This is a genomic window from Mycobacterium heidelbergense (assembly GCF_010730745.1).
Taxonomy (GTDB): domain Bacteria; phylum Actinomycetota; class Actinomycetes; order Mycobacteriales; family Mycobacteriaceae; genus Mycobacterium; species Mycobacterium heidelbergense.
This window is the reverse complement of record NZ_AP022615.1, coordinates 2,408,950-2,435,376: the sequence shown is the minus strand read 5'-3', so window position 1 is coordinate 2,435,376 and position 26,427 is coordinate 2,408,950. Positions and strand designations below refer to the sequence as shown.

The 26,427-nt window shown below is 67.2% G+C and carries 23 protein-coding genes and 2 pseudogenes; 11 read left to right on the top strand and 14 right to left on the bottom strand.

Going from position 1 to position 26,427, the window contains the following annotated elements; translation table 11 throughout:
* The first annotated feature begins 10 nt into the window (after window positions 1-10).
* Window positions 11-1,099, top strand: coding sequence for an ATP-dependent DNA ligase (locus G6N25_RS11355; RefSeq protein WP_083074917.1), 1,089 nt, complete (start codon window positions 11-13; stop codon window positions 1,097-1,099).
* Between the two features lie 88 nt (window positions 1,100-1,187).
* On the opposite strand, the gene G6N25_RS11350 is transcribed toward G6N25_RS11355, so the two are convergent.
* The 4 genes from G6N25_RS11350 to G6N25_RS11335 are packed head-to-tail and all read right to left on the bottom strand — an operon-like array spanning window position 1,188 to window position 5,217.
* A complete protein-coding gene (locus G6N25_RS11350) occupies window positions 1,188-2,420 on the bottom strand; it encodes a cytochrome P450 (RefSeq protein WP_083074918.1) in 1,233 nt (410 codons plus the stop codon).
* Between the two features lie 30 nt (window positions 2,421-2,450).
* Complete coding sequence (locus G6N25_RS11345) at window positions 2,451-3,356, bottom strand: haloalkane dehalogenase (protein WP_083074919.1); 906 nt, start codon at window positions 3,354-3,356, stop codon at window positions 2,451-2,453.
* Between the two features lie 2 nt (window positions 3,357-3,358).
* Complete coding sequence (locus G6N25_RS11340) at window positions 3,359-3,844, bottom strand: NUDIX domain-containing protein (protein WP_083074921.1); 486 nt, start codon at window positions 3,842-3,844, stop codon at window positions 3,359-3,361.
* 17 nt (window positions 3,845-3,861) lie between these two features.
* A complete protein-coding gene (locus tag G6N25_RS11335) occupies window positions 3,862-5,217 on the bottom strand; it encodes a WS/DGAT/MGAT family O-acyltransferase (protein ID WP_083074922.1) in 1,356 nt (451 codons plus the stop codon).
* A gap of 155 nt (window positions 5,218-5,372) precedes the next feature.
* On the opposite strand from G6N25_RS11335, the gene G6N25_RS11330 reads away from it, so the two are divergent.
* The 4 genes and pseudogenes from G6N25_RS11330 to G6N25_RS11320 all read left to right on the top strand — a co-directional run bounded on the left by G6N25_RS11330 (window position 5,373) and on the right by G6N25_RS11320 (window position 7,425).
* Complete coding sequence (locus G6N25_RS11330; RefSeq protein ID WP_083074924.1) at window positions 5,373-6,455, top strand: NAD(P)H-dependent amine dehydrogenase family protein; 1,083 nt, start codon at window positions 5,373-5,375, stop codon at window positions 6,453-6,455.
* 14 nt (window positions 6,456-6,469) lie between these two features.
* Window positions 6,470-6,603, top strand: a pseudogene (locus G6N25_RS23845) (VOC family protein); the annotation flags it as partial.
* Window positions 6,602-6,823, top strand: a pseudogene (locus G6N25_RS11325) (SDR family oxidoreductase); the annotation flags it as partial. The pseudogenes G6N25_RS23845 and G6N25_RS11325, both read left to right, overlap by 2 nt.
* Window positions 6,820-7,425 (top strand): TetR/AcrR family transcriptional regulator, encoded by a 606-nt coding sequence (locus G6N25_RS11320; protein ID WP_083074926.1) that lies wholly within the window; start codon window positions 6,820-6,822, stop codon window positions 7,423-7,425. The pseudogene G6N25_RS11325 and the gene G6N25_RS11320, both read left to right, overlap by 4 nt.
* A 23-nt stretch (window positions 7,426-7,448) precedes the next feature.
* On the opposite strand, the gene G6N25_RS11315 is transcribed toward G6N25_RS11320, so the two are convergent.
* Window positions 7,449-8,873 carry a short-chain fatty acyl-CoA regulator family protein gene (locus G6N25_RS11315; RefSeq protein WP_083074927.1) on the bottom strand — a complete coding sequence of 475 codons (1,425 nt, stop codon included), beginning with the start codon at window positions 8,871-8,873 and terminating at the stop codon, window positions 7,449-7,451.
* A gap of 110 nt (window positions 8,874-8,983) precedes the next feature.
* On the opposite strand from G6N25_RS11315, the gene prpD reads away from it, so the two are divergent.
* From prpD to G6N25_RS11295, 4 genes are read left to right on the top strand one after another with little or no spacing between them, the layout of a single operon-like run.
* Window positions 8,984-10,489, top strand: coding sequence for a 2-methylcitrate dehydratase PrpD (gene prpD / locus G6N25_RS11310; protein WP_083074929.1), 1,506 nt, complete (start codon window positions 8,984-8,986; stop codon window positions 10,487-10,489).
* Window positions 10,489-11,391, top strand: a complete 903-nt coding sequence (gene prpB, locus G6N25_RS11305) for a methylisocitrate lyase (protein WP_083074930.1) — start codon at window positions 10,489-10,491, stop codon at window positions 11,389-11,391. The genes prpD and prpB overlap by 1 nt, the downstream gene beginning before the upstream one ends.
* Window positions 11,392-11,419: 28 nt before the next feature.
* Window positions 11,420-12,556, top strand: a complete 1,137-nt coding sequence (locus G6N25_RS11300; RefSeq protein WP_083074932.1) for a bifunctional 2-methylcitrate synthase/citrate synthase — start codon at window positions 11,420-11,422, stop codon at window positions 12,554-12,556.
* Between the two features lie 26 nt (window positions 12,557-12,582).
* A complete protein-coding gene (locus tag G6N25_RS11295) occupies window positions 12,583-15,966 on the top strand; it encodes a pyruvate carboxylase (protein WP_083074933.1) in 3,384 nt (1,127 codons plus the stop codon).
* On the opposite strand, the gene G6N25_RS11290 is transcribed toward G6N25_RS11295, so the two are convergent.
* The 3 genes from G6N25_RS11290 to G6N25_RS11280 are packed head-to-tail and all read right to left on the bottom strand — an operon-like array spanning window position 15,963 to window position 19,438.
* Window positions 15,963-16,874: an HpcH/HpaI aldolase/citrate lyase family protein gene (locus tag G6N25_RS11290; RefSeq protein ID WP_083074935.1), complete on the bottom strand. Its 912-nt coding sequence runs from the start codon at window positions 16,872-16,874 to the stop codon at window positions 15,963-15,965. The two genes, G6N25_RS11295 and G6N25_RS11290, sit on opposite strands and share 4 nt — an antisense overlap.
* A 19-nt stretch (window positions 16,875-16,893) precedes the next feature.
* Window positions 16,894-18,078, bottom strand: a complete 1,185-nt coding sequence (locus G6N25_RS11285; RefSeq protein WP_083074936.1) for a CaiB/BaiF CoA transferase family protein — start codon at window positions 18,076-18,078, stop codon at window positions 16,894-16,896.
* The gene (locus tag G6N25_RS11280; RefSeq protein ID WP_083074938.1) at window positions 18,071-19,438 is read right to left on the bottom strand and encodes an LLM class flavin-dependent oxidoreductase; all 1,368 of its coding nucleotides are present in this window, start codon (window positions 19,436-19,438) and stop codon (window positions 18,071-18,073) included. The genes G6N25_RS11285 and G6N25_RS11280 overlap by 8 nt, the downstream gene beginning before the upstream one ends.
* Before the next feature lie 69 nt (window positions 19,439-19,507).
* On the opposite strand from G6N25_RS11280, the gene G6N25_RS11275 reads away from it, so the two are divergent.
* Window positions 19,508-20,158 carry a GntR family transcriptional regulator gene (locus G6N25_RS11275; protein WP_142272717.1) on the top strand — a complete coding sequence of 217 codons (651 nt, stop codon included), beginning with the start codon at window positions 19,508-19,510 and terminating at the stop codon, window positions 20,156-20,158.
* 18 nt (window positions 20,159-20,176) lie between these two features.
* On the opposite strand, the gene G6N25_RS11270 is transcribed toward G6N25_RS11275, so the two are convergent.
* Genes G6N25_RS11270 through G6N25_RS11250 form a run of 5 tightly spaced genes read right to left on the bottom strand, consistent with a single transcriptional unit; the run spans window position 20,177 to window position 24,979 of the window.
* Window positions 20,177-21,148 (bottom strand): LLM class flavin-dependent oxidoreductase, encoded by a 972-nt coding sequence (locus tag G6N25_RS11270; RefSeq protein WP_083074941.1) that lies wholly within the window; start codon window positions 21,146-21,148, stop codon window positions 20,177-20,179.
* Window positions 21,149-21,159: 11 nt separating this feature from the next.
* Window positions 21,160-21,648: a VOC family protein gene (locus tag G6N25_RS11265; protein WP_083074944.1), complete on the bottom strand. Its 489-nt coding sequence runs from the start codon at window positions 21,646-21,648 to the stop codon at window positions 21,160-21,162.
* Window positions 21,649-21,668: 20 nt separating this feature from the next.
* Window positions 21,669-22,418: an SDR family NAD(P)-dependent oxidoreductase gene (locus tag G6N25_RS11260; RefSeq protein ID WP_083074945.1), complete on the bottom strand. Its 750-nt coding sequence runs from the start codon at window positions 22,416-22,418 to the stop codon at window positions 21,669-21,671.
* On the bottom strand, window positions 22,415-23,671 hold the full coding sequence (locus tag G6N25_RS11255; RefSeq protein ID WP_232065767.1) for an MBL fold metallo-hydrolase: 1,257 nt from the start codon (window positions 23,669-23,671) through the stop codon (window positions 22,415-22,417). Before G6N25_RS11255 ends, G6N25_RS11260 begins: the two co-directional genes overlap by 4 nt.
* 27 nt (window positions 23,672-23,698) lie before the next feature.
* Window positions 23,699-24,979 (bottom strand): sulfotransferase family protein, encoded by a 1,281-nt coding sequence (locus tag G6N25_RS11250; RefSeq protein WP_083074947.1) that lies wholly within the window; start codon window positions 24,977-24,979, stop codon window positions 23,699-23,701.
* 54 nt (window positions 24,980-25,033) lie between these two features.
* Between G6N25_RS11250 and G6N25_RS11245 the strand changes: the two genes are divergently transcribed.
* Window positions 25,034-25,933: an IclR family transcriptional regulator gene (locus G6N25_RS11245; RefSeq protein WP_083074948.1), complete on the top strand. Its 900-nt coding sequence runs from the start codon at window positions 25,034-25,036 to the stop codon at window positions 25,931-25,933.
* On the opposite strand, the gene G6N25_RS11240 is transcribed toward G6N25_RS11245, so the two are convergent.
* On the bottom strand, window positions 25,923-26,309 hold the full coding sequence (locus tag G6N25_RS11240; protein WP_083074950.1) for a DUF2237 family protein: 387 nt from the start codon (window positions 26,307-26,309) through the stop codon (window positions 25,923-25,925). The two genes, G6N25_RS11245 and G6N25_RS11240, sit on opposite strands and share 11 nt — an antisense overlap.
* Between the last annotated feature and the right edge of the window lie 118 nt (window positions 26,310-26,427).

Sequence of the window (26,427 nt, the reverse complement as noted above, 5' to 3'; positions counted from 1 at the left end):
GAATGAACCCATGGACTTACCCGTCATGCCGCCGGTCTCGCCGATGCTGGCCAAGTCAGTCAAGACGATCCCGCCGGACGCGTCCTATGAGCCCAAGTGGGACGGATTCAGGTCCATTTGCTTCCGCGACCGCGGTGAAGTCGAGCTGGGCAGCCGCAACGAGCGCCCGATGACCCGCTACTTCCCCGAGCTGGTCGCGGCGGTGCAGGCCGAGCTGCCGCAACGCTGCGTGATCGACGGTGAAATCGTCGTCGCCACCGACCACGGCCTGGACTTCGAGGCGCTGCAACAGCGGATTCATCCGGCCGATTCGCGGGTGCGGATGCTCGCGGAGAAGACACCGGCTTCGTTCATCGCGTTCGATCTGCTGGCCCTCGGCGGCGACGACTACACCGGCCGGCCCTTCAACGAGCGGCGCGCCGCCCTGGTCGGCGCCCTGGGGACCTCCGGGCCGTCGGTCCACGTCACGCCGGCAACGACCGACCTCGGGACCGCGCAGCGCTGGTTCGCGGAGTTCGAGGGAGCCGGCCTCGACGGCGTGGTCGCCAAGCCGCTGACCATCACCTATCAGCCGGACAAGCGCGTCATGTTCAAGATCAAGCACGAGCGGACCGCGGACTGCGTGGTCGCCAGCTATCGGATACATAAGTCCGGGGACGAGGCGATCGGCTCGCTGCTGCTGGGGCTCTACCAGGACTCGGGCCCTTCCGCGGGCCAGCTCGCCTCCGTCGGCGTGATCGGCGCTTTCCCCATGGCCGAGCGGCGGCGGCTGTTCGCCGAGCTGCAGCCGCTGGTCACCAGTTTCGAGGACCATCCGTGGAACTGGGCCGCCCACGAGGCCGGCGAACGAACGCCGCGCAAGAACGAGTTCTCCCGCTGGAACGTCGGCAAGGATCTGTCCTTCGTCCCGCTGCGACCCGAGCGGGTGGTCGAGGTCCGCTACGACCACATGGAAGGTGCGCGGTTCCGCCACACCGCCCAGTTCAGCCGGTGGCGCCCCGACCGTGACCCGCGCTCGTGCACCTACGCGCAACTCGAACAGCCGGTGACCTTCAGCCTGGGCGACATCGTGCCCGGCCTGGGCGACAACCGCGGCTGACACAACCCGCGAAGGTGCGCATTTGTACGCCGCGACCGGCGTGTCGCCGTACAAACACGCACACTCGCCGGAGGAGCCGCGCCAAAGGTCAGATCGCGACAGACAGCTCCGATAGGCCGCGCAGCGTGACGTTGGCCTTGTATTGCGGCTCGCCGGCCAGTCGCGCGTCCGGGAAGCGCGCCGTGAGCGCCGACAGCGCCGCGCCGGCTTCCAGCCGCGCCAGGGGCGCGCCCAGGCAGTAGTGCACCCCGCGGCCAAACGCCAAGTGCCGCACCGTCCCCCGATCCGGGTCGAAGGTGTCGGGCCGGTCGAATTCGGCCGGATCACGCTGCGCCGCGGCCAACAGCAGCATCATCACGTCACCGGCCGGCACGTCGACGCCCCCAATCGTCATGTCGGCCGCCGCAATTCGCCCCACGAGTTGCACGGGCGGGTCATAACGCAGGGTCTCTTCCACGACGGCCGGCGCTCGCCCGGCGTCCGCGCCCAGGGCCGTCCACTGAACGGGGTCGCGCAGCATGGCCAAGACGGCGTTCCCGATGAGGTTGACCGTGGTCTCGTGTCCGGCGATCAGCAGCAGGTTGCAGGTGGAGACGATTTCCTCCTCGGTCAGCTGATCGCCGGACTCGTCCACCGCGATCAGGGCCGACAGCAGGTCGTCGCCGGGCCGTGATCGACGCCGGCCGATGAGATCGTGGAAGTAGTCGCGCAGCCACGTGCCGGCCTGCATCCGCTCATCCATGACGTCGGGTGGCACGCCGGTGATCGTCGAAAACGGGTCCAGCGCCTGCGCCAACACCGCCGACGCGTGGCTGAATTGCGGCTCGTCGTCGAGCGGCACACCGAGCAGCCGGCAGATCACCGCCACGGGCAGCGGATAGGCGAAGTCCTCGACGACATCGAACCGGCCCTTGTCGGCGATCCGACCAAGCAATCCGTCCACCAGCGCGCCGATTTCGGGTTGCAGTGCGGTCACCACTTTCGGCGCAAACGCCTTGCCGACCAGCTTGCGCAGCCGCGTGTGGTCGGGCGGATCGAGAAACAAAAATCCCGGCGGGGCCTGCCGGGGCTGCACCAAGCCGGCCTCGATCTGCCGCTTGGCGACCGTCGAGTTGCTGTTGTCGCTGCTCGACGACGGGTGCCGCAGGACGTCGTCGCAGTCGCGGTACGTCGCGAAGACAGCCAGGTTGGCCTCGGGCAGTTGCAGGGCTCCGAGGTCACGGAACTGAGCGCAGAGCCGGTACGGGTCGGCGCGGTTGGCCGGGTCCAGCAGCTGCAGCAGCAGGCCTTGCGATTCGGCTTGCGCGGGTGCGGTCGTCATCCCCACATTCTGCCCGCACCGCCGACCGGCTCAGCGGCGCAGAAACTCCACGATGCGGTTGGCCAGTTCTTCGCCGGCGTCCTCCTGCAGGAAGTGCCCGGCGCCGCGGATCGTCGGGTGGTCGATGCCCTGCGCGCCACGCATCTCGCGCGCGAAGATCGCGGCCATCGGCCCGGTGATGGGGTCGCTGTCGCTGAAGGCGACCAGCATGGGCGTCGGGCTCACCGAGAGCTTCGCCCACGCCGCCTTGTTGGCCGCCGCCGCGGGATCGTCGGGTGTGGTCGGCACGAGGCCGGGCATGGCGCGCGGCCCGGCGCAGTATTCATCGGCGGGGAACGGGGCGTCATAGCCCGCGCGCACCTCGTCGCTGAGTTGCTGGCGGCACCCGCCCTGCACGAACCAGCCGATGTCGAGCTTCGGCGCCGTGGTGATGGCCTCGCGGAAGCGCCACCAGACCTCGGCCATGGGCTGCTCCCCGTTGGGCAGGCCGGTGTTGGCGACGACCAGGCGGGCAAACCGTTCGGGATGCTCCGCGGCCAGCCGCAATCCGATCAGCCCGCCCCAGTCCTGGCCGACCAGCGTCACGTTGCGCAGGTCGAGGACGTCGAAGGCCAGGGCCCGCATCCACTCGACGTGGCGCGCATAGCTGTGGTCCTCGCGGCGGGTCGGCTTGTCCGAGCGGCCGAACCCGACCAGGTCGGGGCACACGACTCGATGCCCCGCGGCGACCAGTATCGGAATCATCTTGCGGTACAGGTACGACCACGATGGCTCGCCGTGCAGCATGAGCACCGGATCGGCGCCTTCCGGGCCGTCCTGGACCCACGCGACCCGCAGCGCACCGCCCTCGCCGTCGGGTATCTCGCAATACCTTGGCGCATAAGGAAAGTCGGGAACGTCGTCGAACCGATCGTCAGGGGTGCGCACTGTCTGCATTTTCAAGTCCCTTCGCTCAACCCCGCCAACTCGGGGTGCGCCAACAATCGATCAAGAAAACCACGCTGCCCCTTGAGCAGCTTCGCGCGCGCCTGCGCCACCGCGAACCAGCCCACGCGGTCGACCTCGGGGAATTCCCGCATCGTGCCCGATCCCTTCGGCCACTCCATGTCGAAGGTGTTGCTGTGCGCGTCGGTGACGTCGAGGTCGCCGCGGACGGCGAAGGCCGTGATTACCTTGCCGCTGGGTTGTTTCAGCGCGCCCAACTCGATGCGCGGCCCGGCCGGCACCGGCAGCCCCAGCTCCTCGGAAAACTCGCGCCGCGCGACGGTCCAGGGGTCCTCGCCGTCGTCGTATTCGCCCTTGGGAATCGACCAGGCCCCGTCGTCTTTGCGCGCCCAGAACGGGCCGCCCGGATGCGCGATCAGGACCTCCACGACGCCGTCGCGGGTCCGGTGCAACAGCACACCCGCGCTGAGTTTGGGCATCAGTCTTCCAAGGCTTTTCAGGCTCCGAGGGCGCGTTCCAGGTCCTTGAGCGACGATTCCAGGTGCGCGAGCAGGCGCTGCAGGTGCGGAACGCTGCGACGGCATCCGACCAGACCGAAGTCGAGGTTGCCGGCATTGCTGACCAGGGTGATGTTCAGCGCTTGCCCGTCCAGCACGCTGGACAGGGGGTAGTTGCCGTCGAGTCGCGCTCCCCCGCAATACATTTGCTCGTGGGGTCCGGGCACGTTCGATATGACGAGATTGAAGGGCGGCGAGGTGGACGCCACCCAGCCCGGAACCGCCGCGAGGCTGAGCGACGCCATGTTCACCGCCGAGAGCGCCAGCGCCTGGATCCGCGGCAATTCGGAAAACACCTTCTTGTTGTTGCGCATTGACTCGCTGATGGTTTGCAGTCGCTTCTCGGGATCGTCGGTGTCGGTGGCAAGGTTGCACAGGATGGCTCCCACGAGGTTGCCGCCGGCGTCGTCCTCGTCCTCCTTGCGCAGACTCACCGGGACCATCGCGACGAGCGGTGCGTCCGGCAGCGCGTTCTGCTCGAGCAGGTAGTAGCGCAGCGCACCCGAGCACATCGCCAGGACGACATCGTTGAGGGTGACCCCCGCGGCCCGCTTGACGCTCTTGATGCGGTCCACCGACCATGACTGCGCGGCGCACCGGCGGGCGCCCCCGATCTTGACGTTCAACATGGTGCGCGGGGCCCCGAAAGGCAGAGTCAGCTGCTGCTCGAGCAGCGCCGCACGGGCCAGCGACACCGTCGACGGACCAAGCGCGGCAACCGATCCCGCCGTCTTCAGCAGCGAGCCCAAGCGGGAGGTGGGGCTGGGCTTGCGCTTGCGTTTGGGCAGGGTCCAGATCGCCCGAATCTCCTTGTCGTCCGGATCGTTCGACAAGGCCCGCTGCATCAGCTTGAGCGCCGAAACGCCGTCGATCAAGGCGTGGTGGAATTTCGTGTACACCGCGAAGCGGCCATCCTTCAGCCCCTCGATCACGTGCGCCTCCCACAGCGGGCGGTGACGATCGAGCAGGCTGCTGTGCAGCAGGGAGGTCAGCTCGAGCAGATCGCGGACCCGCCCCGGCGAGGGCAGAGCCGAGCGCCGGACGTGGTAGTCGATGTCGACGTTCTTGTCATAGGTCCAGGCCAGATTCGCGATTCCGCCCAGGAACGTCGCCGGACGCTTGCGGAAGATCGGCTGGAAATCCTGCTGGGCCACCAGCCCGTCGTAGAATTCCCGGACGAAGCCGGGGCCGGCGCCGGGCGGTGGCTCGTACAACTGCAACCCGCCCACGTGCAGGGGATGCTCGCGCGATTCCCCCAGTAGAAAGATCGCGTCGGTGGGCAGCATCAGGTCCATCCACCAATTACACCCCGGCCGGGAAGCAACCCGCCAGCACGTGAACGTCGCGGGGTCGACCATCGCCGCCGGCGCGTTGTTGACAGTGACTGTCGACCAGTCATACTGTGCCATGCGTGGTCCCTGCCGCGCTCCATCCACTCGGGAGGTCATCGATGAGTAGCCGGTCCAAGCTTCGCGTTATCCAATGGGCGACAGGGGGTGTGGGCAAGGCGGCCATCGAATGCGTGCTCAATCATCCGCAGCTCGAGCTGGCCGGCTGCTGGGTGCACAGCGCGGACAAGAACGGCGTCGACGTCGGTCGGATCATCGGAACTCGGGACCTGGGTGTCACCGCCACCAACAGCATCGACGAAGTCCTGGCCCTGAACGCCGACTGCGTCATGTACAGCCCCCTGATCCCCAACGACGAAGAGGTCGTCGCGATTTTGCGGTCCGGCAAGAACGTCGTCACCCCGGTCGGCTGGGTGTACCCGGACCCGAGGAACCCGCGGCACAAGGCCATCGCCGACGCCGCACTCGAGGCTGGGGTAACCCTGCACGGTTCCGGGATCCACCCGGGCGGCATCACCGAGCGATTCCCCCTCATGCTGTCGTCGCTTTCGTCGGCGGTCACGCACGTGCGCGCCGAGGAGTTCTCCGACATCCGCACCTACAACGCCCCGGACGTCGTGCGCCACATCATGGGATTCGGCGGCACCCCCGAGGAAGCCATGCAGGGACCGATGGCCGGCCTGCTCGAATCGGGCTTCAAGATGTCCGTGCGAATGGTCGCCGACCACATGGGATTTCGCATCGACCCCAATATCAGGACCATCCAGGAGATCGCCGTGGCGACCTCCGACATCGACTACGAGCCATTCCCGATCACGGCGGGAACCGTGGCCGCACGCAGGTTCCGATGGCAGGCCCTCGCCGACGGCGAGCCGGTGATCACGGCGGCGGTCAACTGGCTGATGGGCGAGGAAAACCTGGATCCGGGATGGAACTTCGGTGGGCGCGGCGAACGCTTCGAGGTCGAGATCACCGGCGACCCCACCGTGAGCCTCACCTTCAAGGGACTTCAACCACCGTCGATCGCCGAAGGGCTGCAAAGCAATCCGGGAGTCGTAGCCACCGCCAACCATTGCATCAACGCCATCCCCGACGTCTGCGCCGCCGAGCCCGGCATCAAAACCTACCTCGACCTGCCGCTGTTCGCCGGGCGACCGGCTCCCGAACTTGCGGAAACGTCATGACCGTCCTCACCGCCGACCAAGAACCCTTCGAGATCGGCGGAGTCCGAATGTTTTTCGTCAAGGACCCGGACGGGAGCTTCCCGGCGGCGCACGCAGCACCTATGAGATGCACCGCGGCGTCCCGCTTCGAATGGGACCCGTCGAATGACAACGTCATATGCCCCTTCGCCGAATTCGACGGCGTCAGACTGTGGAAGCAGTTCGCGCCCAACGATTACGCGAAGGCGGTGGGGCGCGTTCCGATGAAGCGCATCGGCGATGTTCGGGCGGACGTGGGCGCGCTGGTGGCGTTCCTGCTCGGCAGCGACGCGACGTTCATCACCGGGCAGACCATTCACGTCGACGGCGGAATCGGCTGTTTCCGATGACCGGGCAGTCGCTGCGCGATCGGCAGCGCGCACAGATCCGGGCCGACATTCGGCGCGCGGCGTTCCGGCTGTTCGTCGAGCGCGGATACGACGCGGTGACCACGGAGGAAATCGCCGCCGCCGCAGGCGTTTCACCGCGCACCTTCTTCCGGCACGTGCCGACGAAGGAGGAGCTGCTTCTCGCGCCCGTTCGCTACGGCGGCGCCGCGATCGTCGGCCTCCTCGAAGACCGGCCGGCCAGCGAATCGCCCGACGTCGCGCTGATCGATGCCATCGTCACGCGGACCCACTCGTTCGACCGGGCCGACTGCGAGGAGTGGCGCAAGGCCCTGCTGGTCGCGCCCGACCTGCTCGACAAGGTCACGATCCACACGCCCGCCGACAAGGAACGGACGATGAAGCTGATCGCCGAACGCATGGGCGCCAATCCCGACGTCGACATGCGTCCCGGCCTACTGGTCCAACTCGCCTTTGCGGCAGCCGATTTCGGCTTTCAGCGGTGGGTGCGCCACTCCGGCGACCGTTGGCCGTTGGACCGCTACGTCACCGAGGCCCTCGACGCGGTCAAGAGTCCCCACTGGAAAAGGAAACCCAAGCCTTAGAGGCGCATCGGCCGATCAGACCACTAAGGCGTGATTGCCGGCGGGTACGGCAGATCGGTGCTGGAGTGCGGGTCGACGCGCACCGGGCGACCGAGGTAGGGAAACGCGCGTTGCGGGCAGGAGGGTCGGTCGCAAATCTTGCAGCCGGCGCCGATCGGTACTATCGCCCCGATGTCAGTCAGGTCGATGCCCACCGAGTAGATCAGTTTCTCGGCGTGGCCCACATCGCACCCGAGCCCGATGGCGAAGCTCTTATCCGGGCCGAGGTAGCGGCTGGGCTCGGCCGTCGTGGTCCTCGCGATCCAGAAATAGGTGCGCTCGTCGGGCATTTGCGCCACCTGGGTCAGGAACTGGCCGGGCCGGGAAAAGGCATGGTGGACCACCCATAGCGGACAGTTCCCGCCGACGCGGGAAAAGTGAAATGCCGTGGCGGACTGGCGCTTTGAAATGTTCCCCGCGCTGTCGGTGCGAACGAAGATGAAGGGGACTCCGCGCGCGCTCGGGCGCTGCAGGGTGGACAGCCGGTGGCAGATGGTTTCGAAACCCACCTCGAATCGTCGCGCCAATTGGTCGATGTCATAGCGGGCGCTCTCGGCGGCGTCGAGAAACCTCAGGTAGGGCAACAGCAGTGCGCCGGCGAAGTAGTTGGCCAGGCCGATGCGGGCCACGCCCCGCGCGTCGTCGCTGAGTTGGTCGTCGCCGGCGATGATGCCGGCGATCAACTCGGCCTGGGTGAGCAGGGCGATCTGAGTCGCGAGCTGAAAGGCGCGCTGGCCCGGATGCAGCCAGCGAGCGAGGTACACCGTCTTCGAGTCGGCGCGAAACAGGCGCTTGGAGTTGGGATTTAACACCTGGCCGTCGTCGATGACGACGGTGACGCCGAGCTCGCCGTCGAGGAACTCCGCCAGCTGGCCGTCGAGCCCGCCGATCCGCAGACGGTTGCGGTCGAACAGTTCCTCGGCCGCGACGTCCAGCTCGCCGATGTAGTTTTTGCGGTCGTAGAAGAAGTCCCGGACCTCCTCGAAGGGCATCGGCTGCTGGGAGACCGCCGATACGTCGACGTTGGCGCGGCTGTGCAGCGCCTCGAGGTCGGCGGTGGCGTCGTGTAACCGCCGGTGCAAGTTGACCAGCGTCTGACCGACCGCCGGCATCCGGGCGACGAGTTCCTCGACCTGTCCGGCCGTCGCGGACGTCTCGGCGAGGACCTCCCGCAGGTCCGAAATCAGGCGGGCGTCGGAGTCTGGAGCGAAGTACTGGGTCGGTAGGTCGAAGCGCTCGGTCAGGGTCAGCAGTACCGGGACGGTGATCGGGCGCTGGTCGTTTTCGAGCTGGTTGACGTAACTGGTCGACAGTCCCAGGACGCGCGCCAGCGCCACCTGGGTTAGCCCCTGCTCCTCGCGCAACCGCCGCAACCGCGCGCCGGCGAACGTTTTCGCCACCCGCCCCACACTACGCCCAGTGCCTTTCACAACATTCGCAAAATCGTGCGTATAAGGACACAAAATTACGCTTTTACAGGGGATTTACTCCCCAAATCGGTCTGCGTACCGTGCGGCTTATGCGCATCCATGACGTTCGAACTCGGCGCAGCGCCGAAGACTTCCCCCGTAGCGAGCACCTGGCCTGGAAGATCGCCGAGGTCGCCGCGGACCCGGTCGCCGTGCCCGCGGAGACCGAGGCGATGGTGATCAACCGCATCATCGACAACGCCGCCGTCTCCGCCGCCTCGGTCATCCGCCGTCCGGTAGCCGCCGCCCGAGCCCAGGCGTTGGCGCACCCCAACTCGTTCAAGGGCGCAAAGGTCTTCGGCGTCGGCGGCAGCTACTCGCCGGAATGGGCGGCCTGGGCCAACGGCGTCGCGGTGCGGGAATTGGACTTCCACGACACGTTTCTCGCGGCGGAGTACTCCCATCCGGGCGACAACATCCCCGCCCTGGTGGCCGTCGCCCAGCACCTTGGGATCGGCGGCGCGGACCTGGTCCGCGGCATCGCGACCGGCTACGAGATTCAGATCGACCTGGTCAAGGGAATCTGCCTGCACGAGCACAAGATCGACCACGTCGCGCACCTGGGTCCGTCGGTGGCCGCGGGCCTGGGCACCATGCTGCGTCTGGACAAGGAGACCATTTACTCCGCGATCGGCCAGGCGCTGCACCTGACCACGTCCACCCGGCAGTCCCGCAAGGGGCTGATCTCCAGCTGGAAGGCGTTCGCGCCCGCCTGGGCCGGCAAGGTCGCTATCGAGGCCGTCGACCGCGCCATGCGAGGAGAAGGCTCACCCGCGCCGATCTGGGAAGGCGAGGACGGGGTGATCGCCTGGCTGCTGTCGGGCCGCGACCACACCTATCACGTCCCACTACCCGAACCGGGCGAGCCCAAGCGCGCCATTCTGGACAGCTACACCAAGGAGCACTCGGCGGAATACCAGAGCCAGGCGCTGATCGACCTGGCCCGTCGGCTGCGCGAGCGCATCGGCGACCTGGACCAGATCGCCACGATCGTGCTGCACACCAGTCACCACACCCACCACGTGATCGGCACGGGCTCCAACGATCCGCAGAAGTTCGACCCGGACGCCTCGCGGGAGACGCTGGACCACTCGGTGATGTACATCTTCGCGGTCGCGTTGCAGGACGGCACCTGGCACCACGAGCGGTCCTACGCACCGGAGCGCGCGCACCGGCCCGACACCGTCGAGCTGTGGCACAAGATCTCCACGCGCGAAGACCCGGAGTGGACCCGGCGCTACCACTCCACCGATCCGGCGGAGAAGGCATTCGGCGGCCGCGCCGAGGTCACCCTCAAGAGCGGCGAGGTGATCGTCGACGAGATCGCGGTCGCCGACGCCCACCCGCTGGGCGCCCGGCCATTTGAGCGCAAACAGTACGTCGGAAAGTTCACCGAGCTGGCCGACGGCGTGGTTCACGACACCGAGCAGCAGCGGTTCCTCTCGGCGGTCGAGGGCCTTTCGGGACTGGAGGCCGGCGCCCTCGGTGCGCTCAACATCGTCGTCGATCCCTCGGTGCTCGACAAGGCGCCCACGATTCCGCCCGGGATCTTCTGATGAGTGGACTGATCGGCGGCGCGTTGCCGGCGGCCGACAAGCGGGCCCGATTCCGGGCCGCGCTGGAAAGTGGCCGGCTGCAACGGCTTCCGGGTGCCTTCTCGCCTCTGGTGGCCAAGCTGGTGGCCGACGTCGGTTTCGACGGGGTATACGTGTCCGGCGCGGCGCTCTCCGCCGATCTCGGCCTGCCCGACATCGGATTGACCACGTTGACCGAAGTCAGCGCCCGTGGTGGCCAGATCGCCTCGGCAACCGACCTGCCCACCCTGATCGACGCCGACACGGGCTTCGGCGAACCGATGAACGCCGCGCGCACGGTGACGGTGCTGGAGGACGCCGGGCTGGCCGGTTGCCACCTGGAGGACCAGGAAAACCCCAAGCGCTGTGGGCATCTCGACGGGAAAGCGGTGGTGCCGACGAGCGAGATGGTCAAACGCCTCCGCGCCGCCGTAACCGCCCGGCGGGACCCGAATTTCATCATCTGCGCGCGCACCGATGCCGCGGGCATCGAAGGAATTCCCGCGGCGATCGACCGGGCCAAGGCCTACGCCGACGCGGGCGCCGACCTGATCTTCACCGAAGCCCTGCACACGCCAGCCGAATTCGAGCAATTCCGCGCCGCGGTGGATACACCGTTGCTCGCCAACATGACCGAGTTCGGAAAGTCACAGCTGCTGGCGGCCAAGCAGCTTTCCGACATCGGCTACAACATGGTGATCTACCCGGTGACCACGCTGCGGTTGGCCATGTACGCCGTCGAGGTCGGCCTTCGTGAAATTGCCGACAGCGGAACGCAATCCGGACTGCTGGACCAGATGCAACACCGCAGCAGGCTGTATGAACTGCTCCGCTACGCCGACTACAACCAATTCGATTCCGACGTCTACAACTTCGCGATTTGAAACTTTCGTCCTCTGAAGGAGTCACGCCATGAGCAGCAACATCGAAGACAAGCCCCGCATCTACAAGGGTCTGGCCGGCGTGGTCGTCGACACCACCGCGATCTCCAAGGTGGTCCCGGAGACCAACTCCCTGACCTATCGCGGATACGCCGTTCAGGACCTCGCCACCCAGTGCAGCTTCGAGCAGGTGGCCTATCTGTTGTGGCACGGCGAACTGCCCAACGACCAACAGCTGGCGCTGTTCACCCAGCGGGAACGCGCCGCGCGCCGGCTGAACCGCTCGATGATGGACCTGCTGCAGAAGCTGCCGACCAGCTGCCATCCGATGGACGTGGTGCGCACCCTGATCAGCTTCATGGGTGCCGAAGACCCCGATGAGGACGACAGCAGCGAAGCGGCGAACTACGCCAAAGCCCTGCGCATGTACGCGGTGCTGCCCACCATCGTGGCCGCCGACATGCGCCGCCGGCGCGGCCTGGCCCCGATCGCCCCGCACAGCCACATGAACTATGCGCAGAACTTCCTGCACATGTGCTTTGGCGACGTCCCCGAGCAGGTGGTTGTGGACGCGTTTGAGCAGTCGATGGTCCTCTACGCCGAGCACAGTTTCAACGCCTCCACATTCGCCGCGCGGGTGGTCACCTCCACCCAGTCGGACATCTACAGCGCGGTCACCGCGGCCATCGGGGCGCTCAAGGGCCCGCTGCACGGCGGCGCCAACGAGGCTGTCATGCACGACATGATCGAGATCGGCAGCGCCGACAAGGCGTCGGAATGGTTGCAGGGCAAGCTGACTCGCAAAGACAAGATCATGGGCTTCGGTCACCGGGTCTACAAGAACGGCGATTCCCGGGTGCCAACGATGAAGGAAGCCCTCAAGCGAGTCGCCGCCGCCCGCGACGGCCAGAACTGGCTTGACATCTACGAGGTGCTCGAGAAGGGGATGGCCGAAGCCAACGGAATCAAGCCGAACCTGGACTTCCCGACCGGGCCCGCCTACTACCTGATGGGCTTCGACATCGGCGCCTTCACACCGATTTTTGTGATGAGCCGAATCACCGGGTGGACGGCTCACATCATCGAGCAGACCGCGTCCAACGCCTTGATCCGCCCGCTGAGCGAGTATGTCGGCCCACCGCAGCGCGAACTCCCCTCGACCCGCTGATGTTCCAACCGGGCCAGTGATTGCTAATGATCTCCAAGGTTCTGGTCGCTAACCGGGGTGAGATCGCTATCCGGGCGTTCCGTGCCGCCTACGAGTTGGGCATGGGCACCGTGGCGGTCTATCCCGACGAGGACCGCAACTCGGCACATCGGGCAAAGGCCGACGAGTCGTATCAGATCGGTGAGATCGGGCATCCCGTCCGGGCCTATCTCAACGTCGAGGACATCGTCGCCACGGCGAAAGCCTGTGGTGCCGACGCGATTTACCCCGGTTACGGCTTCTTGTCGGAAAACCCGGCGCTGGCGGCGGCTTGCGCGTCGGCCGGGATCACGTTCGTGGGCCCTTCGGTGCAGGTGCTCGAACTGACCGGAAACAAATCGCGGGCGGTAGCCGAGGCGCGTGCGGCGGGGCTGCCGGTGTTGGCGTCGTCAGCACCGTCATCGTCGACCGACGAATTGGTGTCGGCGGCCGCGTCGATGGAGTTTCCGCTGTTCGTCAAGGCGGTCGCCGGGGGCGGTGGCCGGGGGATGCGCCGCGTGACTGATCCCGCCGATCTGGCCGAGGCGATCGAGGCGGCATCGCGGGAAGCCGAGTCGGCCTTCGGCGATCCGACGGTGTTCCTGGAGCAGGCGGTCACCAATCCGCGCCACATCGAGGTGCAGATCCTGGCCGACGCCCACGGCAACGTCATCCACCTCTACGAGCGGGACTGCAGCGTGCAGCGCCGGCACCAGAAGGTCATCGAGATCGCGCCGGCGCCAAACCTCGATCCTGAACTGCGGCAAAGGATCTGCGCGGACGCGGTGGCGTTCGCGCGGCGCATCGGCTACACCTGCGCCGGCACCGTCGAGTTCCTGCTCGACGAACGTGGCCGTTACGTGTTCATCGAAATGAATCCACGCATCCAGGTGGAGCACACGGTGACCGAGGAGATCACCGACGTCGACCTGGTGGCGAGCCAGTTACGCATCGCCTCCGGCGAAAGCCTTAGCGATCTCGGTTTGAGCCAGCGTTCGATCACCACGCACGGGGCCGCACTGCAATGCCGGATCACCACCGAGGACCCCTCCAACGGCTTTAGACCGGACACCGGGCGCATCACCGCCTACCGCACACCCGGTGGTGCGGGCGTCCGATTGGACGACGGCGCGCATTTGGGTGCGGAAGTATCGGCACATTTCGATTCGATGTTGGTCAAGCTGACCTGCCGCGGCCGGGATTTCGCGGCCGCCGTGCGCCGGGCCCGACGGGCGGTGGCCGAATTCCGCATCCGCGGAGTGACGACCAACACCGCATTCCTGCAGGCGGTGCTCGCCGACCCCGATTTTGTGGCGGGCCGGGCGACGACCTCGTTTATCGACCAACGCCCGCAGCTGCTGACGGCGCACTCCAGCGCCGACCGCGGCACCAAGATCCTCAGTTATTTGGCCGACGTGACGGTCAACCAGCCGCACGGTCCCCGGCCCTCGACGGTGTATCCGCACGACAAGCTGCCGCACCTCGACCTGTCCGTGCCGCCGCCACCGGGGTCCAAACAGCGCCTGACCGAGCTGGGGCCGGAAGGGTTCGCGCGCTGGATGCGGGAATCAAAGGCCTTGGGAGTCACCGACACGACGTTCCGGGACGCGCATCAGTCGCTGCTGGCGACCCGGGTTCGCACCACCGGCCTGCTCAAGGTGGCGCCCTACGTCGCGCGGACGACGCCTCAGTTGTTGTCGGTGGAATGCTGGGGCGGGGCGACCTACGACGTGGCGCTGCGGTTCCTGAAGGAAGACCCCTGGCAGCGCCTGGCCGCGTTGCGTGAGGCGATGCCCAACATCTGTTTGCAGATGCTGCTGCGCGGTCGAAACACGGTGGGCTACACGCCCTATCCGCGGATCGTCACTTCGGCGTTCGTGGAGGAGGCCACGCAAACCGGGATCGACATCTTCCGGATCTTCGATGCGCTGAACAACGTCGATTCCATGCGCCCGGCGATCGACGCCGTCCGGGAAACCGGAACGGCGGTGGCCGAGGTCGCGATGTCCTACACGGGCGATCTCAGCGATCCGGCCGAGAACCTCTACACGCTCGACTACTACCTGAAGCTGGCCGAGCAGATCGTCATGGCGGGCGCGCACGTGCTGGCGATCAAGGACATGGCGGGACTGTTGCGCCCACCGGCCGCCGCGACCCTGGTGTCGGCGCTCAAATCGCGATTCGACCTGCCGGTGCACGTGCATACCCACGACACCCCGGGTGGCCAACTGGCGACCTACATGGCGGCCTGGCAAGCCGGGGCCGACGCCGTCGACGGCGCCGCGGCCCCACTCGCGGGGACAACGAGCCAGCCGGCGCTGTCCTCCATCGTGGCCGCCGCCGCCCACACGCCTTATGACACCGGTTTGTCGCTGGCCGCGGTGTGCGACCTCGAGCCATACTGGGAGGCGCTGCGAAAGGTGTACGCGCCGTTCGAATCCGGGCTACCGGCCCCCACCGGGCGGGTGTATCGCCACGAGATCCCCGGCGGTCAATTGTCGAACCTGCGGCAACAGGCCATCGCACTCGGTCTCGGCGACCGGTTCGAAGACATCGAAAATGCCTACGCCGGTGCCGACGCCATCCTCGGGCATCTCGTCAAGGTGACGCCGTCGAGCAAGGTCGTCGGAGACCTGGCGCTGGCCCTGGTCGGTGCCGGGATCACCGCGCAGGACTTCGCGGCCGACCCGGCGCGTTACGACATCCCGGACTCGGTGGTCGGCTTCCTGCGCGGTGAGCTCGGCGATCCACCCGGTGGCTGGCCGGAGCCACTGCGTACCAAGGCATTACACGGCCGTGGGCCCGCGAAGCCCGAGCAGACGCTGTCGGTCGAGGACGAAGGCTCGTTGGCGGCGCCCGGAGCCACCCGCCAGGCGGCGCTGAATCGGCTGCTGTTTCCCGGACCGGCCAACGAGCTGGCGGCCCACCGCGAGACATATGGTGACACCTCTCGGCTCAGCGCCAATCAGTTCTTCTACGGGCTGCGCCATGGCGAGGAACATCGCGTCGAACTCGAGCGCGGCGTGGAATTGCTGATCGGCCTGGAGGCCATCTCCGATCCCGACGAGCGCGGGATGCGCACCGTGATGTGCATTCTCAACGGGCAGCTGCGCCCCGTGCTGGTTCGCGACCGTGGCATCGCCGCCGACGTGCCGACCGCCGAGAAGGCCGACCGCACCAACCCCGGCCACATCCCGGCACCCTTTGCCGGCGTCGTGACCGTCACCACGGATGTCGGCGAGGAAGTCGAGGCCGGTCAGGCCATCGCGACCATCGAGGCGATGAAGATGGAAGCCGCCGTTACCGCGCCCAAGGCCGGAAAGGTGACGCGCATCGCGGTGGCGCGCACCGCCCAGGTCGAAGGCGGCGACCTCTTGGTGGTGATCGGCTAACAACTGCCGTTGATCAATGCGGCGCGCGCAAGTGTCTGCTGCGCCATCTTGACGTGCGCGGCATCGACCAAGACGCCGTTGACTCCGACGGCGCCGCGTCCTTTGGCCTCGGCTTCCCGGTAGGCGGCGAGATTTCGTTCGGCGCGCGCGATTTCGTCCGCGGTCGGCGAGTAGACCGTGTTGGCGACGGGAACCTGGCCGGGGTGAATCGCCCACTTTCCGGTGTATCCCATCAGCGAGGCGCGACGGGCGTCGCGCTCATAGCCCGACAGGTCCTTGAAGTCGGGGTAGGGCGCGTCGATCGCGTCGATGCCGGCGATACGCGCCGCCACGATCACCTTGTTGCGCGCGTACTGCCAGAAATCACCGGGATATTCGCCGAGCGGGACGAAGTTCGTGTCCACCCGCGCACCCTGCGACAAGGAGAAATCGCCCACCCCGAAGATCAAAGCGTCCAGCCGGGGGCTGGACGCCGCGATCGCCTCGGCGTTGGCAAGGCCTTCGACCTCCTCGATGAGGACTTCGAGCCGAATGCGCTTACCCAGGCCGAGCTTTGACTCAAGCTGGCTGAGCAGCACGTCCACCCACCAGACGTCGCGGGCCGTGCGGGCCTTCGGGACGATGATCGTGTCAAGATTTTCGCCGGCCTTGGTCACCACTTCGATGAGATCGTCGTGGCACCACGGGGTGTCCAGGCCGTTGATTCGCACGGCGCGCGCGGTGCGACCCCAATCGATGTCGTTGAGCGCACCGATCGCCTTGGCGCGCGATTCCTCCTTGAACGCCGCGGGCACCGCGTCCTCGAGGTCGAGGAAAACCAGGTCGGCGCCACACCCGGCGGCCTTGTCGAACATGTCGTCGTTGCTCGCCGGCACGGCCAGCTCGGAGCGGCGAAGAAGAGGGGTCATCGGTACGAAGTTCCTTCTGCTACAGCACGCCCCGAGCGCGCAGGTCATCAATCTCGTTGGCGGCCAAACCGAGTAAATCGCCATAGACCTCGGCGTTGTGTTCCCCGAGGCGGGGACCCAAACGGTCGACCGTCCCGGCTGCTGAGGAGAAGCGCGGCACCGGGGCCTGCACGGTCATGGGCCCGAGTTGTTGGTCGTCGACCGAGACGAACACCCCGCGATGCGCGAGCTGCTCGTCGCCGACCAAATCGCTGATGTCATAGACCGGCGCCGCGGCCACCTCGTGCGCTTCGAAGACCGCCATCGCCTCCGAAAGCGTCTTGGTGGCAACCCAATCCGCGACCGCGGCGTCGACGTCGCGGGCCCGCGCCAGCCGCCGCTGCGGGTCCAGGAAGTCGGCGTCCCGCAGCAGGTCGTCGCGGCCTATCGCGCGGAACACCCGTAGCGCCAACGCGGGCGAGCTGCCGGACATGGCCAGCCACCTTCCGTCCGCGGTGCGGTAGGTGTTGCGGGGGGCAGAAATGTCCCACCGGTTGCCGTCCCGTTCCGGCACCAATCCCAATTGGTCGTAGCCCAGCAGCGTCTGCTCCAGCAGCCGCGCCAGCGGGTCGATGAGGTTAACATCGATCAGTTGCCCCGGTCCGCCGTGGACGTCACGGTGGTAGAGCGCCATCATCACCGCGTACGCGGCGTTCAGCGACGCGACGCCGTCGGCCAACATGAACGGCGGCAGCGTCGGCGGTCCGCCGGCCTGCCCGGTGATATGGGCGAACCCGCTCATCGCTTCCCCGAGCGTGCCGAAGCCCGGGCGCTCGCTCTTCGGCCCGGTCAACCCGTAACCCGTGATGTGCAGCATCACGATCCGGTCGTTGACCGCCCGCAGGCTCTCGTAGTCCAACCCCCACTTGCGCAACGTCTGCGGCCGGGTGTTGAAGATGGCGACGTCGGCGCGCTCGACCAGGCGGCGCACCAGCGCCTGACCTTCCGCACAGCGCAGGTCCAACGTGATCGATCGCTTGTTGCGCGAGATGGACTTCCACATCAGCCCGACGCCGTCGCGCTGGCTACCCCATGCGCGAATCGGATCGCCGTGCCGGGGTTCTTCGACCTTGATCACGTCGGCGCCGAACTCACCCAGATAGGTCGCGACCAGTGGAGCGGCCGCCAGCGTTGCGAGGTCGAGCACCCGCAGCCCGTCAAGCATGGGCCCCGACGCGTGCGTTCGAAGGTCGTTGCAGCCCAAGGTGTCCCCGTAGTGTCGCCGACTCGTATTCGGTGCGGAACAGGCCGCGTCGTTGCAGTTCGGGGACCACCATGCGGACGACGTCCTCGAACGCGCCGGGCAAATGCGTTGCGGCCAGCACGAAACCGTCACAGGCACCGCTGTGGAACCAGTCCGCCATCTGTTCGGCGACCTGCTCTCCGGTGCCGACGAAACGGGGCCCCTGCAGCAGGGTCGCGCGATGACCGGCCAGATCGCGCACGGTGACAGTGTCCCCACCGATATGCGCGCGCAGGTTCTGCACCAGCCCGCGAATGCCGGAGGCCGACGCGATGAGCTCGTCGGTGACGGGATCGTCGAGATCGTGTTGGGCGAAGTCGTAATTCATCAGCTCCGACAGCAGGGTCAGCGACGCCATGGGGTGCACCAGCTCGTTGAGAAACAGGGCTTCGCGGTCCTTGGCGTGGGCCTCGGACTCGCCCACCACCGCGTAGGCCATCGGGCAGATCCGCACCGCGGCGGGATCGCGTCCCGCATCGGCGATGCGGTCTTTTTGATCGGCGTAGTGGCTGCGCGCTATTTCGATCCCGGGATCCCCGGTGAAGATCAATTCGGCCCAGCGCGAGGCGAATTCGCGGCCCCGGCCCGACGACCCGGCCTGGATGATGACGGGGCGGCCCTGCGGGGTACGCGGCACGGTCAGCGGCCCGCGCGCCGAAAAATACCGGCCGGCGTGTCCCAGCTCGTGCACCTTGGCGGGGTCGGCGTAGCGACCGGACGCCCGGTCATGCAGGATCGCGTCATCCTCCCACGTGTCCCACAGGCCGGTGACCACGTCCATGAACTCATCGGCGCGGTCGTAGCGTTCGTCGTGCCCCAGGTGGGCGTCCACGCCGAAGTTCTGCGCCTCGCTGTCGTTGACGGAGGTGACCACGTTCCAGGCCGCCCGGCCACCGGAAAGGTGGTCCAGCGTGGCGAAGGTTCGGGCGACGTGGAACGGCGCGTAGTAAGTCGTCGAGTAGGTGGCCCCCAGCCCGATCCGCGAGGTGGCCTGGGCCAGCACCCCGAGCACCACGCCGAGGTCCAGCTTGACCGGGCGGGCGCCGTAGGACACCGCCTCCGACACCGAGCCGCCGTAGACGCCCGGCATCGCCAGGCGATCGTCGAAGAACATCAGGTCGAAGCAGCCCTCTTCGAGCTGCCGCCCGATCTTGGCGTAGTACGACGCGTCGAGGTAGCGGTGTTCGGTCGCGGGATGCCGCCACGACCCCGCGTACACCGAAGTGCTGCCCGCCTGCATGAACGCGACGAGCGCCATCCTGTCGGTTCGCCGATCTCCCATCCGCAAAATCTAACATCTGATATATCAGATTTCAAATGCTTCATTTGGTACGGTTGCCGGATGGCTTCAATGTCTGCGATCGACATCTCCGGAACGGTGCGCGAGCGCGCCGCCCGCGAACTCAGGGACCGCATCCTCACCGGCGCGCTGCCCGCCGGATCGCGGGTCGACCTGGACGCCATCACCGCGGAATTCGCCACCAGCCGGACCCCGGTGCGCGAGGCGTTGCTCGAGCTTTCGTTCGAAGGCCTGGTTCGGGTCGCCCCGAGAAGTGGCGTGACCGTGATCGGCATCAGCCCCGAGGATGTGCTGGACAGCTTCACGATTCTCGGCGTGCTGACCGGACAGGCCGCGGCGTGGGCGGCCGAACGCATCGGCCCGGACGAGCTCGACATGCTGCGCGCCCTCGCCGCCGATGTCGCAGCGCGATCCGGCGACGACAGCATCGGCGAGGCAAACTGGCATTTCCACCAGGGGATCCATCGCGCCGCGCACTCCCCACGACTGTTGACCCAGATCAAACAGGCGGCCCGCGTGGTGCCGAGCAACTTCCTCACCCTGTTCCCCGAGCACGAGAAGCATTCGCTCGATGAGCATCAAGAGTTGCTCGATGCGCTCGGCGACAAAGACGCCGAGCGGGCCCGCGCGATCGCCGAGCGACATGTCCTGGACGCCGGGCGCTCGCTCGCGGAGTGGCTGCAGCAACTTCGCACCGCTTGAGGCCCGACCCGCGCCCAATCAGCTCAGCGCGGGCAGGACCTTGTCGGTGAGCAGCTGCACCGACTTCCACGCTTCGTCGACGGGCATGCCGCCGACCAGCGGGTGCATGACGAGCGGCCCGTAGTTGTCGGCGTCGCGGACCTCGGCGATGAGTTGGTCCGGGGTCAGGAACCGGTATCGGCCCGAGGCTTTGACCTCGTCCAGCGTCTGGACCCCGGGCAGGTGCATCAGCGAACGTTGGTCCGTTGACCATTCGCCGTAAGTGACTGCCTCCCAAAGGATGTGCTCACCGAGCTCCGCCCACGCCCGGTCGGGGTCCTCGTGCAGGAAGATCATCCCGCGATTGACCGGCCCGGGCATGAGGATGAGCGGCTTGATGCCGGCGTCGGAACACAACTCGCGATAGTAGGCGGCGATGTCGGGCAGGTGATCGGCCAGGCTCAGCGGAAGCCCGAAACGCGCCGCGCGCCGCGCCGTGGCGCGCGCGCCGCCGCCGACGTACAGCGGCGGGTGCGGCCGGGTCCACGTGCCGGTGCAGACCCCCGCACCCGAATCGACGCCCGACCACACCGACAGCATCCGCTCGACGAGAGCGTCCATCAGCGCGCCGCGCCGGCCGAAATCGATTCCCAGCGAGTCGTATTCGACCGTGCGGTAGCCCAGGCCCACCGTGGTGTGCAGCCGACCGCGGCTCATGTTGTCCACGAGCGCGATGTCTTCGGCGAGCCGGACCGGATTCCACAGCGGCCCGAGCGCGCAGTCCACGCTGGCGATCAGCGTCGAGGTCCGGGCCAGGAACATCGCCGCGGTCATGATCGGGTTGCAGCTCCACCCGTGCCCGGTGGCGTGATGCTCGTCGACGCTGATCGAGGTGATGCCGTGGGACTCGCCCCACTGCGCCAGCTCGAGTGCGGCACGGATCAACTCGCCCTGCGTGCGGGGCTCGCCATGTGGGGAGGCGAAGTTGAAGCGCAGCACCGTCAGTAACATGTTCGGCTCCGTCAGGTTTCGGTCGGCGCCGCCGACTTGAGGAACGCGGGGAAGTCGGGAAACAGCGCGCGGTCGACGATCTCGATGCGGGTGCCGAACGCGTCGATGTAGTAGGCGAACAGCGCGAGATCCGATTTGGACACGTCGGCGGTGGCCTCGAACGCGAAGCCGTTGTCCTCGAGCGCCCGGGCGGTGTCGGCGAGGTTGTCGGTGAAGTAGCCGAGGTGATGGATGGAGTTGCCGGGCGCCGCCGTCCACGGGCTTTCGGGCACCTCCTGGATCAGTTCGACATGCGGGGCCTGCAGGGAGTAGACGAACGTCGAGGTGAGTTCGCGGGTTCCGGTCGCGGTGCGAAACGGCAGGGTGTAGCTCATCGGGGTGATCCACCGGTAGCCGGCCAGTGCGCTCAGGCGGGCCATCGCGGCGTCGAGGTCGGGCACGACGATCCCGGTGTGGTAGAAGTCCTCGGGTCGTAGTGCCCCCGAAACAAGCGATGCCATGGTCGATGTCCTTTGCGATCTCAGATGCAGTCCGACGCGCCGTCGACGACGAAGACCGCTCCACTGGTGTAGCTGCTGTGCTCGGTGCACAAGAAGGCGACGGTCGGCGCGATCTCGCTCGCGGATCCGAAGCGGCGCAAGGGAATGTGAGCCAACTCGGATTCCACCAGTTCGGCCGCGCCGTGCATGGGCGCGGTCATCGGGGTGTCGATCGTCCCCGGCGCGACCGCGTTCACCCGGATTCCTTTGCCCGCCCACTTGACGGCGAGGTTTCTTGTCAGACAGACGATCCCGGCCTTCGCCGCGCCGTACCCGGGGACCAGCGGGACGGCTCGCAGCGCGGACATCGACGCCAGATTCACCACGCTGGCACCGCCGGGCGCGGTCGACGATTTCAATGCGCGATAGAGACCGACCGTCAACCGGTACGGTCCCGTGAGGTTGAGCGCGACCGACGCGTCGAATCCCTCGGGCTTCGACTCATCAAGGCCTCCAGGGAAATTCGCGCCGGCGTTGTTCACCAGCACGTCGAGGCGGGTGAAACTTGCCGCCAACGCGTCCACCGATGTGTGGTCGGTGATCTGTAACCGGCGATAGTCCATGCCGGACAGGTCGGCGTCGTAATCTTTTGCGGCCGGTTTGGTTCCGGTGATGGTGACCTCGGCGCCGGCATCCCGGAACAGCGTCGCGATGGCATGCCCGATCCCGCTGGTGCCGCCGGTGATCAGCGCCGCGGTCCCGGTGAAATCGAAGCTGGCTCGCGCCGTCATGAGTTCCTCGCTAGTTGGCGCCGCAGCCAGGCGCTTTCCCAGAAGTTGGTGCTGCCTGCCAGCAGCCTTTCATGGGCCGCCTTCAGCACGTCGCGCGCCCCCGCATGGTCGCGGGGAACGAGCTCGGCAAGGTGGATGGCCTGCAGCGGGCGACCCGCGTCCAGGTGCGCCCGCGCCCGGTCCACCAGCGCATCGGCGCCGGCCAGCTCGACCACGTCGGCGGCGATGGCGTCGAATCCGACCGGATAGAGCTCGGTGGTCGACCGGTGGTGGAACCAACCCGAGTAGTTCTCCCAGATGGCCCGCACGTCCCAGGCGACCTTTCCATACCCCTGCCCCACGTCGTATTCGGGTGGCAAGGCGATCTCGCGCATCAGGGTCCGGACGTCCTTGCCGGCGTTCATGCCGGCCACCGTCTCGTCGTGGATGTACTGGATCGCGTTGCGCAGCCGGGTCAACTCGGCATCGATGCGGTCGGCGCCCGCGATCGGGTCGAAATGGCCGGTCACCAGGAGCTCGGGCCGCAGATCGCGCACCCGCTCCACCGACGCGATGGCCGTCAAGGCGTCCCGGTACCGGTCGCCGCGGATGGTGACAAGGTTGGGAATGTGCCCGAACAACGGGCCGAAGGTGTTTCCGCACAGGCAGATTCGCTCCTCCGGCAGCCACACCACCAGCGAATCGGTAGTCTCGCCGCCGGGCACCGAGATCAGCTCCATCCGCCGGCCGCCGACATCCAGGGTCAGGGTGTCCTCGAAGTCGACGTCGACGACGGGAACGCTCTGGCCGGGGAGCCGCGTGATGCCCAGGCGCCGCTGAATGGCGTGGATTCCCGTCGCCAGGGTGTCTTTGAAGGCGAACGCGCTGCGGGCGGCGCGGTACGGGATGAGGCGTTCGTTGTCGTCCCGCCAGGTGGTCCAGTTCGCTTGTGCGACAACCGTGGTATCGGGGTCGCGCACGCTGTCCAGGCCGCCGACGTGGTCCACGTGGCCCTGCGTGAAGATGATGTAGCGCACCGGTGAGGTGTCGACGGCGTCGAAGTTGGCGCGATGCACCGGGCCCTCGAAGCCCATGCCGGTGTTGACGATCACCCGGCCCTCGTCGGTGGTCAGCAGGTAGGCATTCGACAGGCCCGGCGAGCACCAGAGCCCCGGGGCGATCGGCTCGGCCTTCTCGGCGGCCGCCGGGCGCATGGCGTCGGCGCCCGGCCTGCTCCGATAGACCGGTTCGAATCGTTGCGCATCGGTGGTCATCGCTGACGTCTCTTCCGTTCGGGTGGGCTAGGTCTCGGGGCGGACGTCGAACCTGTCGAAGTAGAAGTCAAACCGCCCGCGCAGTTCGCCGGCCGAGATGCCGAAGTGCCGCTGCAGGTCGTAGCGGATGCGGCCGTGCTTGCCGCGCGGATTGCCGTCCAGGTATTGCTGGAAGCGTTTGCGCACCTTCGGTGTCATTTCGACCCCGCCGACCTCGTAAAGCTTTTCCAACCAAGGCATTTCGTTGCCGTTGAGGTGATGAAAGCCGATGTCGATGCTTCGTTCGGCCGGAACCAGATCGCGGTCGCGCACGCAGGCGCTGAGCAGCCGGCGCACGCGGTCGCTCCAGTAGTCCAGCAGCCAGCCGGGTTCGATGCTCGTCCGGCGCAGCCGATCGGAGTAGGCCATCATCGTGATCGCCGACTGGATCACCGCGACCGGGTCGCGGTGCGTGAACGCCACCGTCGCGTCGGGGAAGGTCGCCATCAGCGGGCCGAGCTGCTCACAGTGCTGCGGACTCTTCAGGACCCAGGTCCCCGGGCCGCGCAGGAATGTCAACGCCTGCAACACTTTTCTCATGTAAGCGTAGTGCCGGGTTTGGTCCAGGCCCAAGTAGTAGTCACGCCAATCGGGCACGCGCGCATGCCATTCCAGCACGTAGGCGGCCAGGTCGAGGTCAAGGAGCTCGACTTCCTCCTCGATCGCCTCCGGGAAGCGGTCGTGCATGGCGGCCACCACGGGGGCGCTGGCCATGAGCGCGTCGTGCTCGGACTTGGCTCGCGCGTAGCGGGGATCGACCCCGAGGATGCCGGGCCCCTCTCCGCGCGCGGGTATCGGTTCCTGGCTCTCCCAGTACGGCAGCGCCCGCCGGCGCGGGTCGGCGGCAATGAGATTCACCAGATGGGTGGTGCCCGACCGCGGCATCCCGACGACGATGAAAGGCGCCTCGATCGGGGTCGACTCGATTTCGGGGTATCGCTTGATGAGGTCGGTCAGCGACAGCCGGTTGCGCAGCACGCGAACCACCCGTTGCCGCAGCGAGGAGCGGGTGAGCTGGGTCAGTCCCGTGTCCGCCTCGATCGCCGCCAGGTGCGCGCCCAGCCGGTCACCGAAGCCGTCGGTGTCGTCGAGGTCGTCCACACCGGCCTGCTCGATCGCCTCGGCGAGCATCCGATCGACGTCGAAGTCGACGCGCTTGGCCTCGGTGAATTCCAGAATTTGCCGCTGGACGTCGGTCAGCCTGGGTGATGTCAGATCGTCGAAGTCGATGTCGTCCACGTCGGTAAGGCCGAGGCCCGCAGAACCCACGCGACCGCCTCCTCGACATTTACTGTGTCGAATATTCGACGTAGTGTTCGAAATGTGACACAGACGCTAGACCGGCTCGAGACCCCTCGTCAAGCCACTTCCCCACCGACGGAACGCGTGGTCTCGATCATGCGGCTGCTCGGGTCGCATCCCGCGCGCGCGTTCTCCCTCGCGGAGATCACCCGCGAATTGGGAATCAGCCGGGCCACCGGCCACGCGATCCTGACGACGCTGGTCGCCCATCACTGGGTGGTGCGCGACACCGCGACGGCCGCGTACTGCTGGGGACCGGGCATCGCGTCGTTGGCCAATCCGGCCAGCGACCGGATCTTTCACGGAATACTTCGGCAGCTCGCCGAATCCACGGCGACACAGGTCTTTTTGGCACGCCGCGATGCCAACACGATCGTCGTCGTCGACAGCGCCGGCGAGTCGGCGTCCGGAATGCGAATCGACCGCGGACTGCGCATGCCGCTGGTCGCGCCGTTCGGCCGCGATTACATCGCGTGGAGCGCCCCCGGCGCCCAGCGGGCCTGGCTGGAGGGCATCGGCAAGCCGTCCGCCACGCTATCCCGCCGAATCGACTTGGTAATCAACGAGATCAGGGAACGCGGATATGCCATCGAGCGGCTCAGCCGCGAATACGTTCGGGTCTACACGGCGCTGCGGGCGCTCGGGGGAGAAGCGGAGCCCGACGCCATCACCGCCCGGCTCGCACGCGCGCTCGCCGACCTCACGGTGATCGACGTCCTGCGCGCGGAGCTGACCGAAAACGGCACGCACAGCGTCGCCACCGTTTCCGCTCCGATCCTCGATGAGGACGGGGTCGTCTCGATGTCGATCAGCGCCGCGCCGTTCGCCACCCTCGCCGCCGACGGGGTCGAGCGGCTGGGCGAGCAGGTACGAGCCGCCGCGCGACGGATCGAGGCGCAGCTCGCGAGCTCTACAAGTTAGCCAGGTCGTCGGGAACGTCGACTTTGTGTTCCAGAAGCGCCTCGAGGGGCACCACCTCGAGGGTGCGCTCGTGCGTGGACGCCAGCACCACGGGTGCGGCGCAACCGTCGTGGTGGGCCCGAAGCCAGTTCAGCGCGGTGACGCACCAGCGGTCGCCGGGTAACAGGCCGGGAAACCGGTACTCGGGGACCGGCGTCAACAAGTCGTTGCCGATGGAACGCTGGTGCTCCAGGAACTCAGCGGTCATCACGGCGCATACGGTGTGCCGGCCGCGGTCCTCGGGCCCGCTCGAGCAGCAACCGTCGCGATAGTAACCAGTGAGGGGGTCCGTGCCGCACGGTTCCAGCGGGCCACCCAGCACGTTGCGATCGGGCACGCGTTCAGTATTGCGCCCCTCGGCACGAAGTTTGAAGGAACTTCGCGAAATCGCGTCGCGGCAAGTTTGCTGCCGGCTATCAGTTCCGCGGCGTCCGCACGGCGGCGCAACGCGCGGC

Coding starts and splice junctions, on each gene's coding strand:
- G6N25_RS11290 (WP_083074935.1), bottom strand. CDS start 16,874: ATGACCCCTCTTCTTCGCCGCTCCGAGCTGGCCGTGCCGGCGAGCAAC.
- G6N25_RS11335 (WP_083074922.1), bottom strand. CDS start 5,217: ATGGACCTGATGCTGCCCACCGACGCGATCTTTCTACTGGGGGAATCG.
- G6N25_RS11270 (WP_083074941.1), bottom strand. CDS start 21,148: ATGTTACTGACGGTGCTGCGCTTCAACTTCGCCTCCCCACATGGCGAG.
- G6N25_RS11340 (WP_083074921.1), bottom strand. CDS start 3,844: ATGCCCAAACTCAGCGCGGGTGTGCTGTTGCACCGGACCCGCGACGGC.
- G6N25_RS11330 (WP_083074924.1), top strand. CDS start 5,373: ATGAGTAGCCGGTCCAAGCTTCGCGTTATCCAATGGGCGACAGGGGGT.
- G6N25_RS11350 (WP_083074918.1), bottom strand. CDS start 2,420: ATGACGACCGCACCCGCGCAAGCCGAATCGCAAGGCCTGCTGCTGCAG.
- G6N25_RS11300 (WP_083074932.1), top strand. CDS start 11,420: ATGAGCAGCAACATCGAAGACAAGCCCCGCATCTACAAGGGTCTGGCC.
- G6N25_RS11275 (WP_142272717.1), top strand. CDS start 19,508: ATGTCTGCGATCGACATCTCCGGAACGGTGCGCGAGCGCGCCGCCCGC.
- G6N25_RS11285 (WP_083074936.1), bottom strand. CDS start 18,078: ATGCTTGACGGGCTGCGGGTGCTCGACCTCGCAACGCTGGCGGCCGCT.
- prpB (WP_083074930.1), top strand. CDS start 10,489: ATGAGTGGACTGATCGGCGGCGCGTTGCCGGCGGCCGACAAGCGGGCC.
- G6N25_RS11265 (WP_083074944.1), bottom strand. CDS start 21,648: ATGGCATCGCTTGTTTCGGGGGCACTACGACCCGAGGACTTCTACCAC.
- prpD (WP_083074929.1), top strand. CDS start 8,984: ATGCGCATCCATGACGTTCGAACTCGGCGCAGCGCCGAAGACTTCCCC.
- G6N25_RS11280 (WP_083074938.1), bottom strand. CDS start 19,438: ATGGGAGATCGGCGAACCGACAGGATGGCGCTCGTCGCGTTCATGCAG.
- G6N25_RS11320 (WP_083074926.1), top strand. CDS start 6,820: ATGACCGGGCAGTCGCTGCGCGATCGGCAGCGCGCACAGATCCGGGCC.
- G6N25_RS11295 (WP_083074933.1), top strand. CDS start 12,583: ATGATCTCCAAGGTTCTGGTCGCTAACCGGGGTGAGATCGCTATCCGG.
- G6N25_RS11345 (WP_083074919.1), bottom strand. CDS start 3,356: ATGCAGACAGTGCGCACCCCTGACGATCGGTTCGACGACGTTCCCGAC.
- G6N25_RS11255 (WP_232065767.1), bottom strand. CDS start 23,671: ATGACCACCGATGCGCAACGATTCGAACCGGTCTATCGGAGCAGGCCG.
- G6N25_RS11260 (WP_083074945.1), bottom strand. CDS start 22,418: ATGACGGCGCGAGCCAGCTTCGATTTCACCGGGACCGCGGCGCTGATC.
- G6N25_RS11355 (WP_083074917.1), top strand. CDS start 11: ATGGACTTACCCGTCATGCCGCCGGTCTCGCCGATGCTGGCCAAGTCA.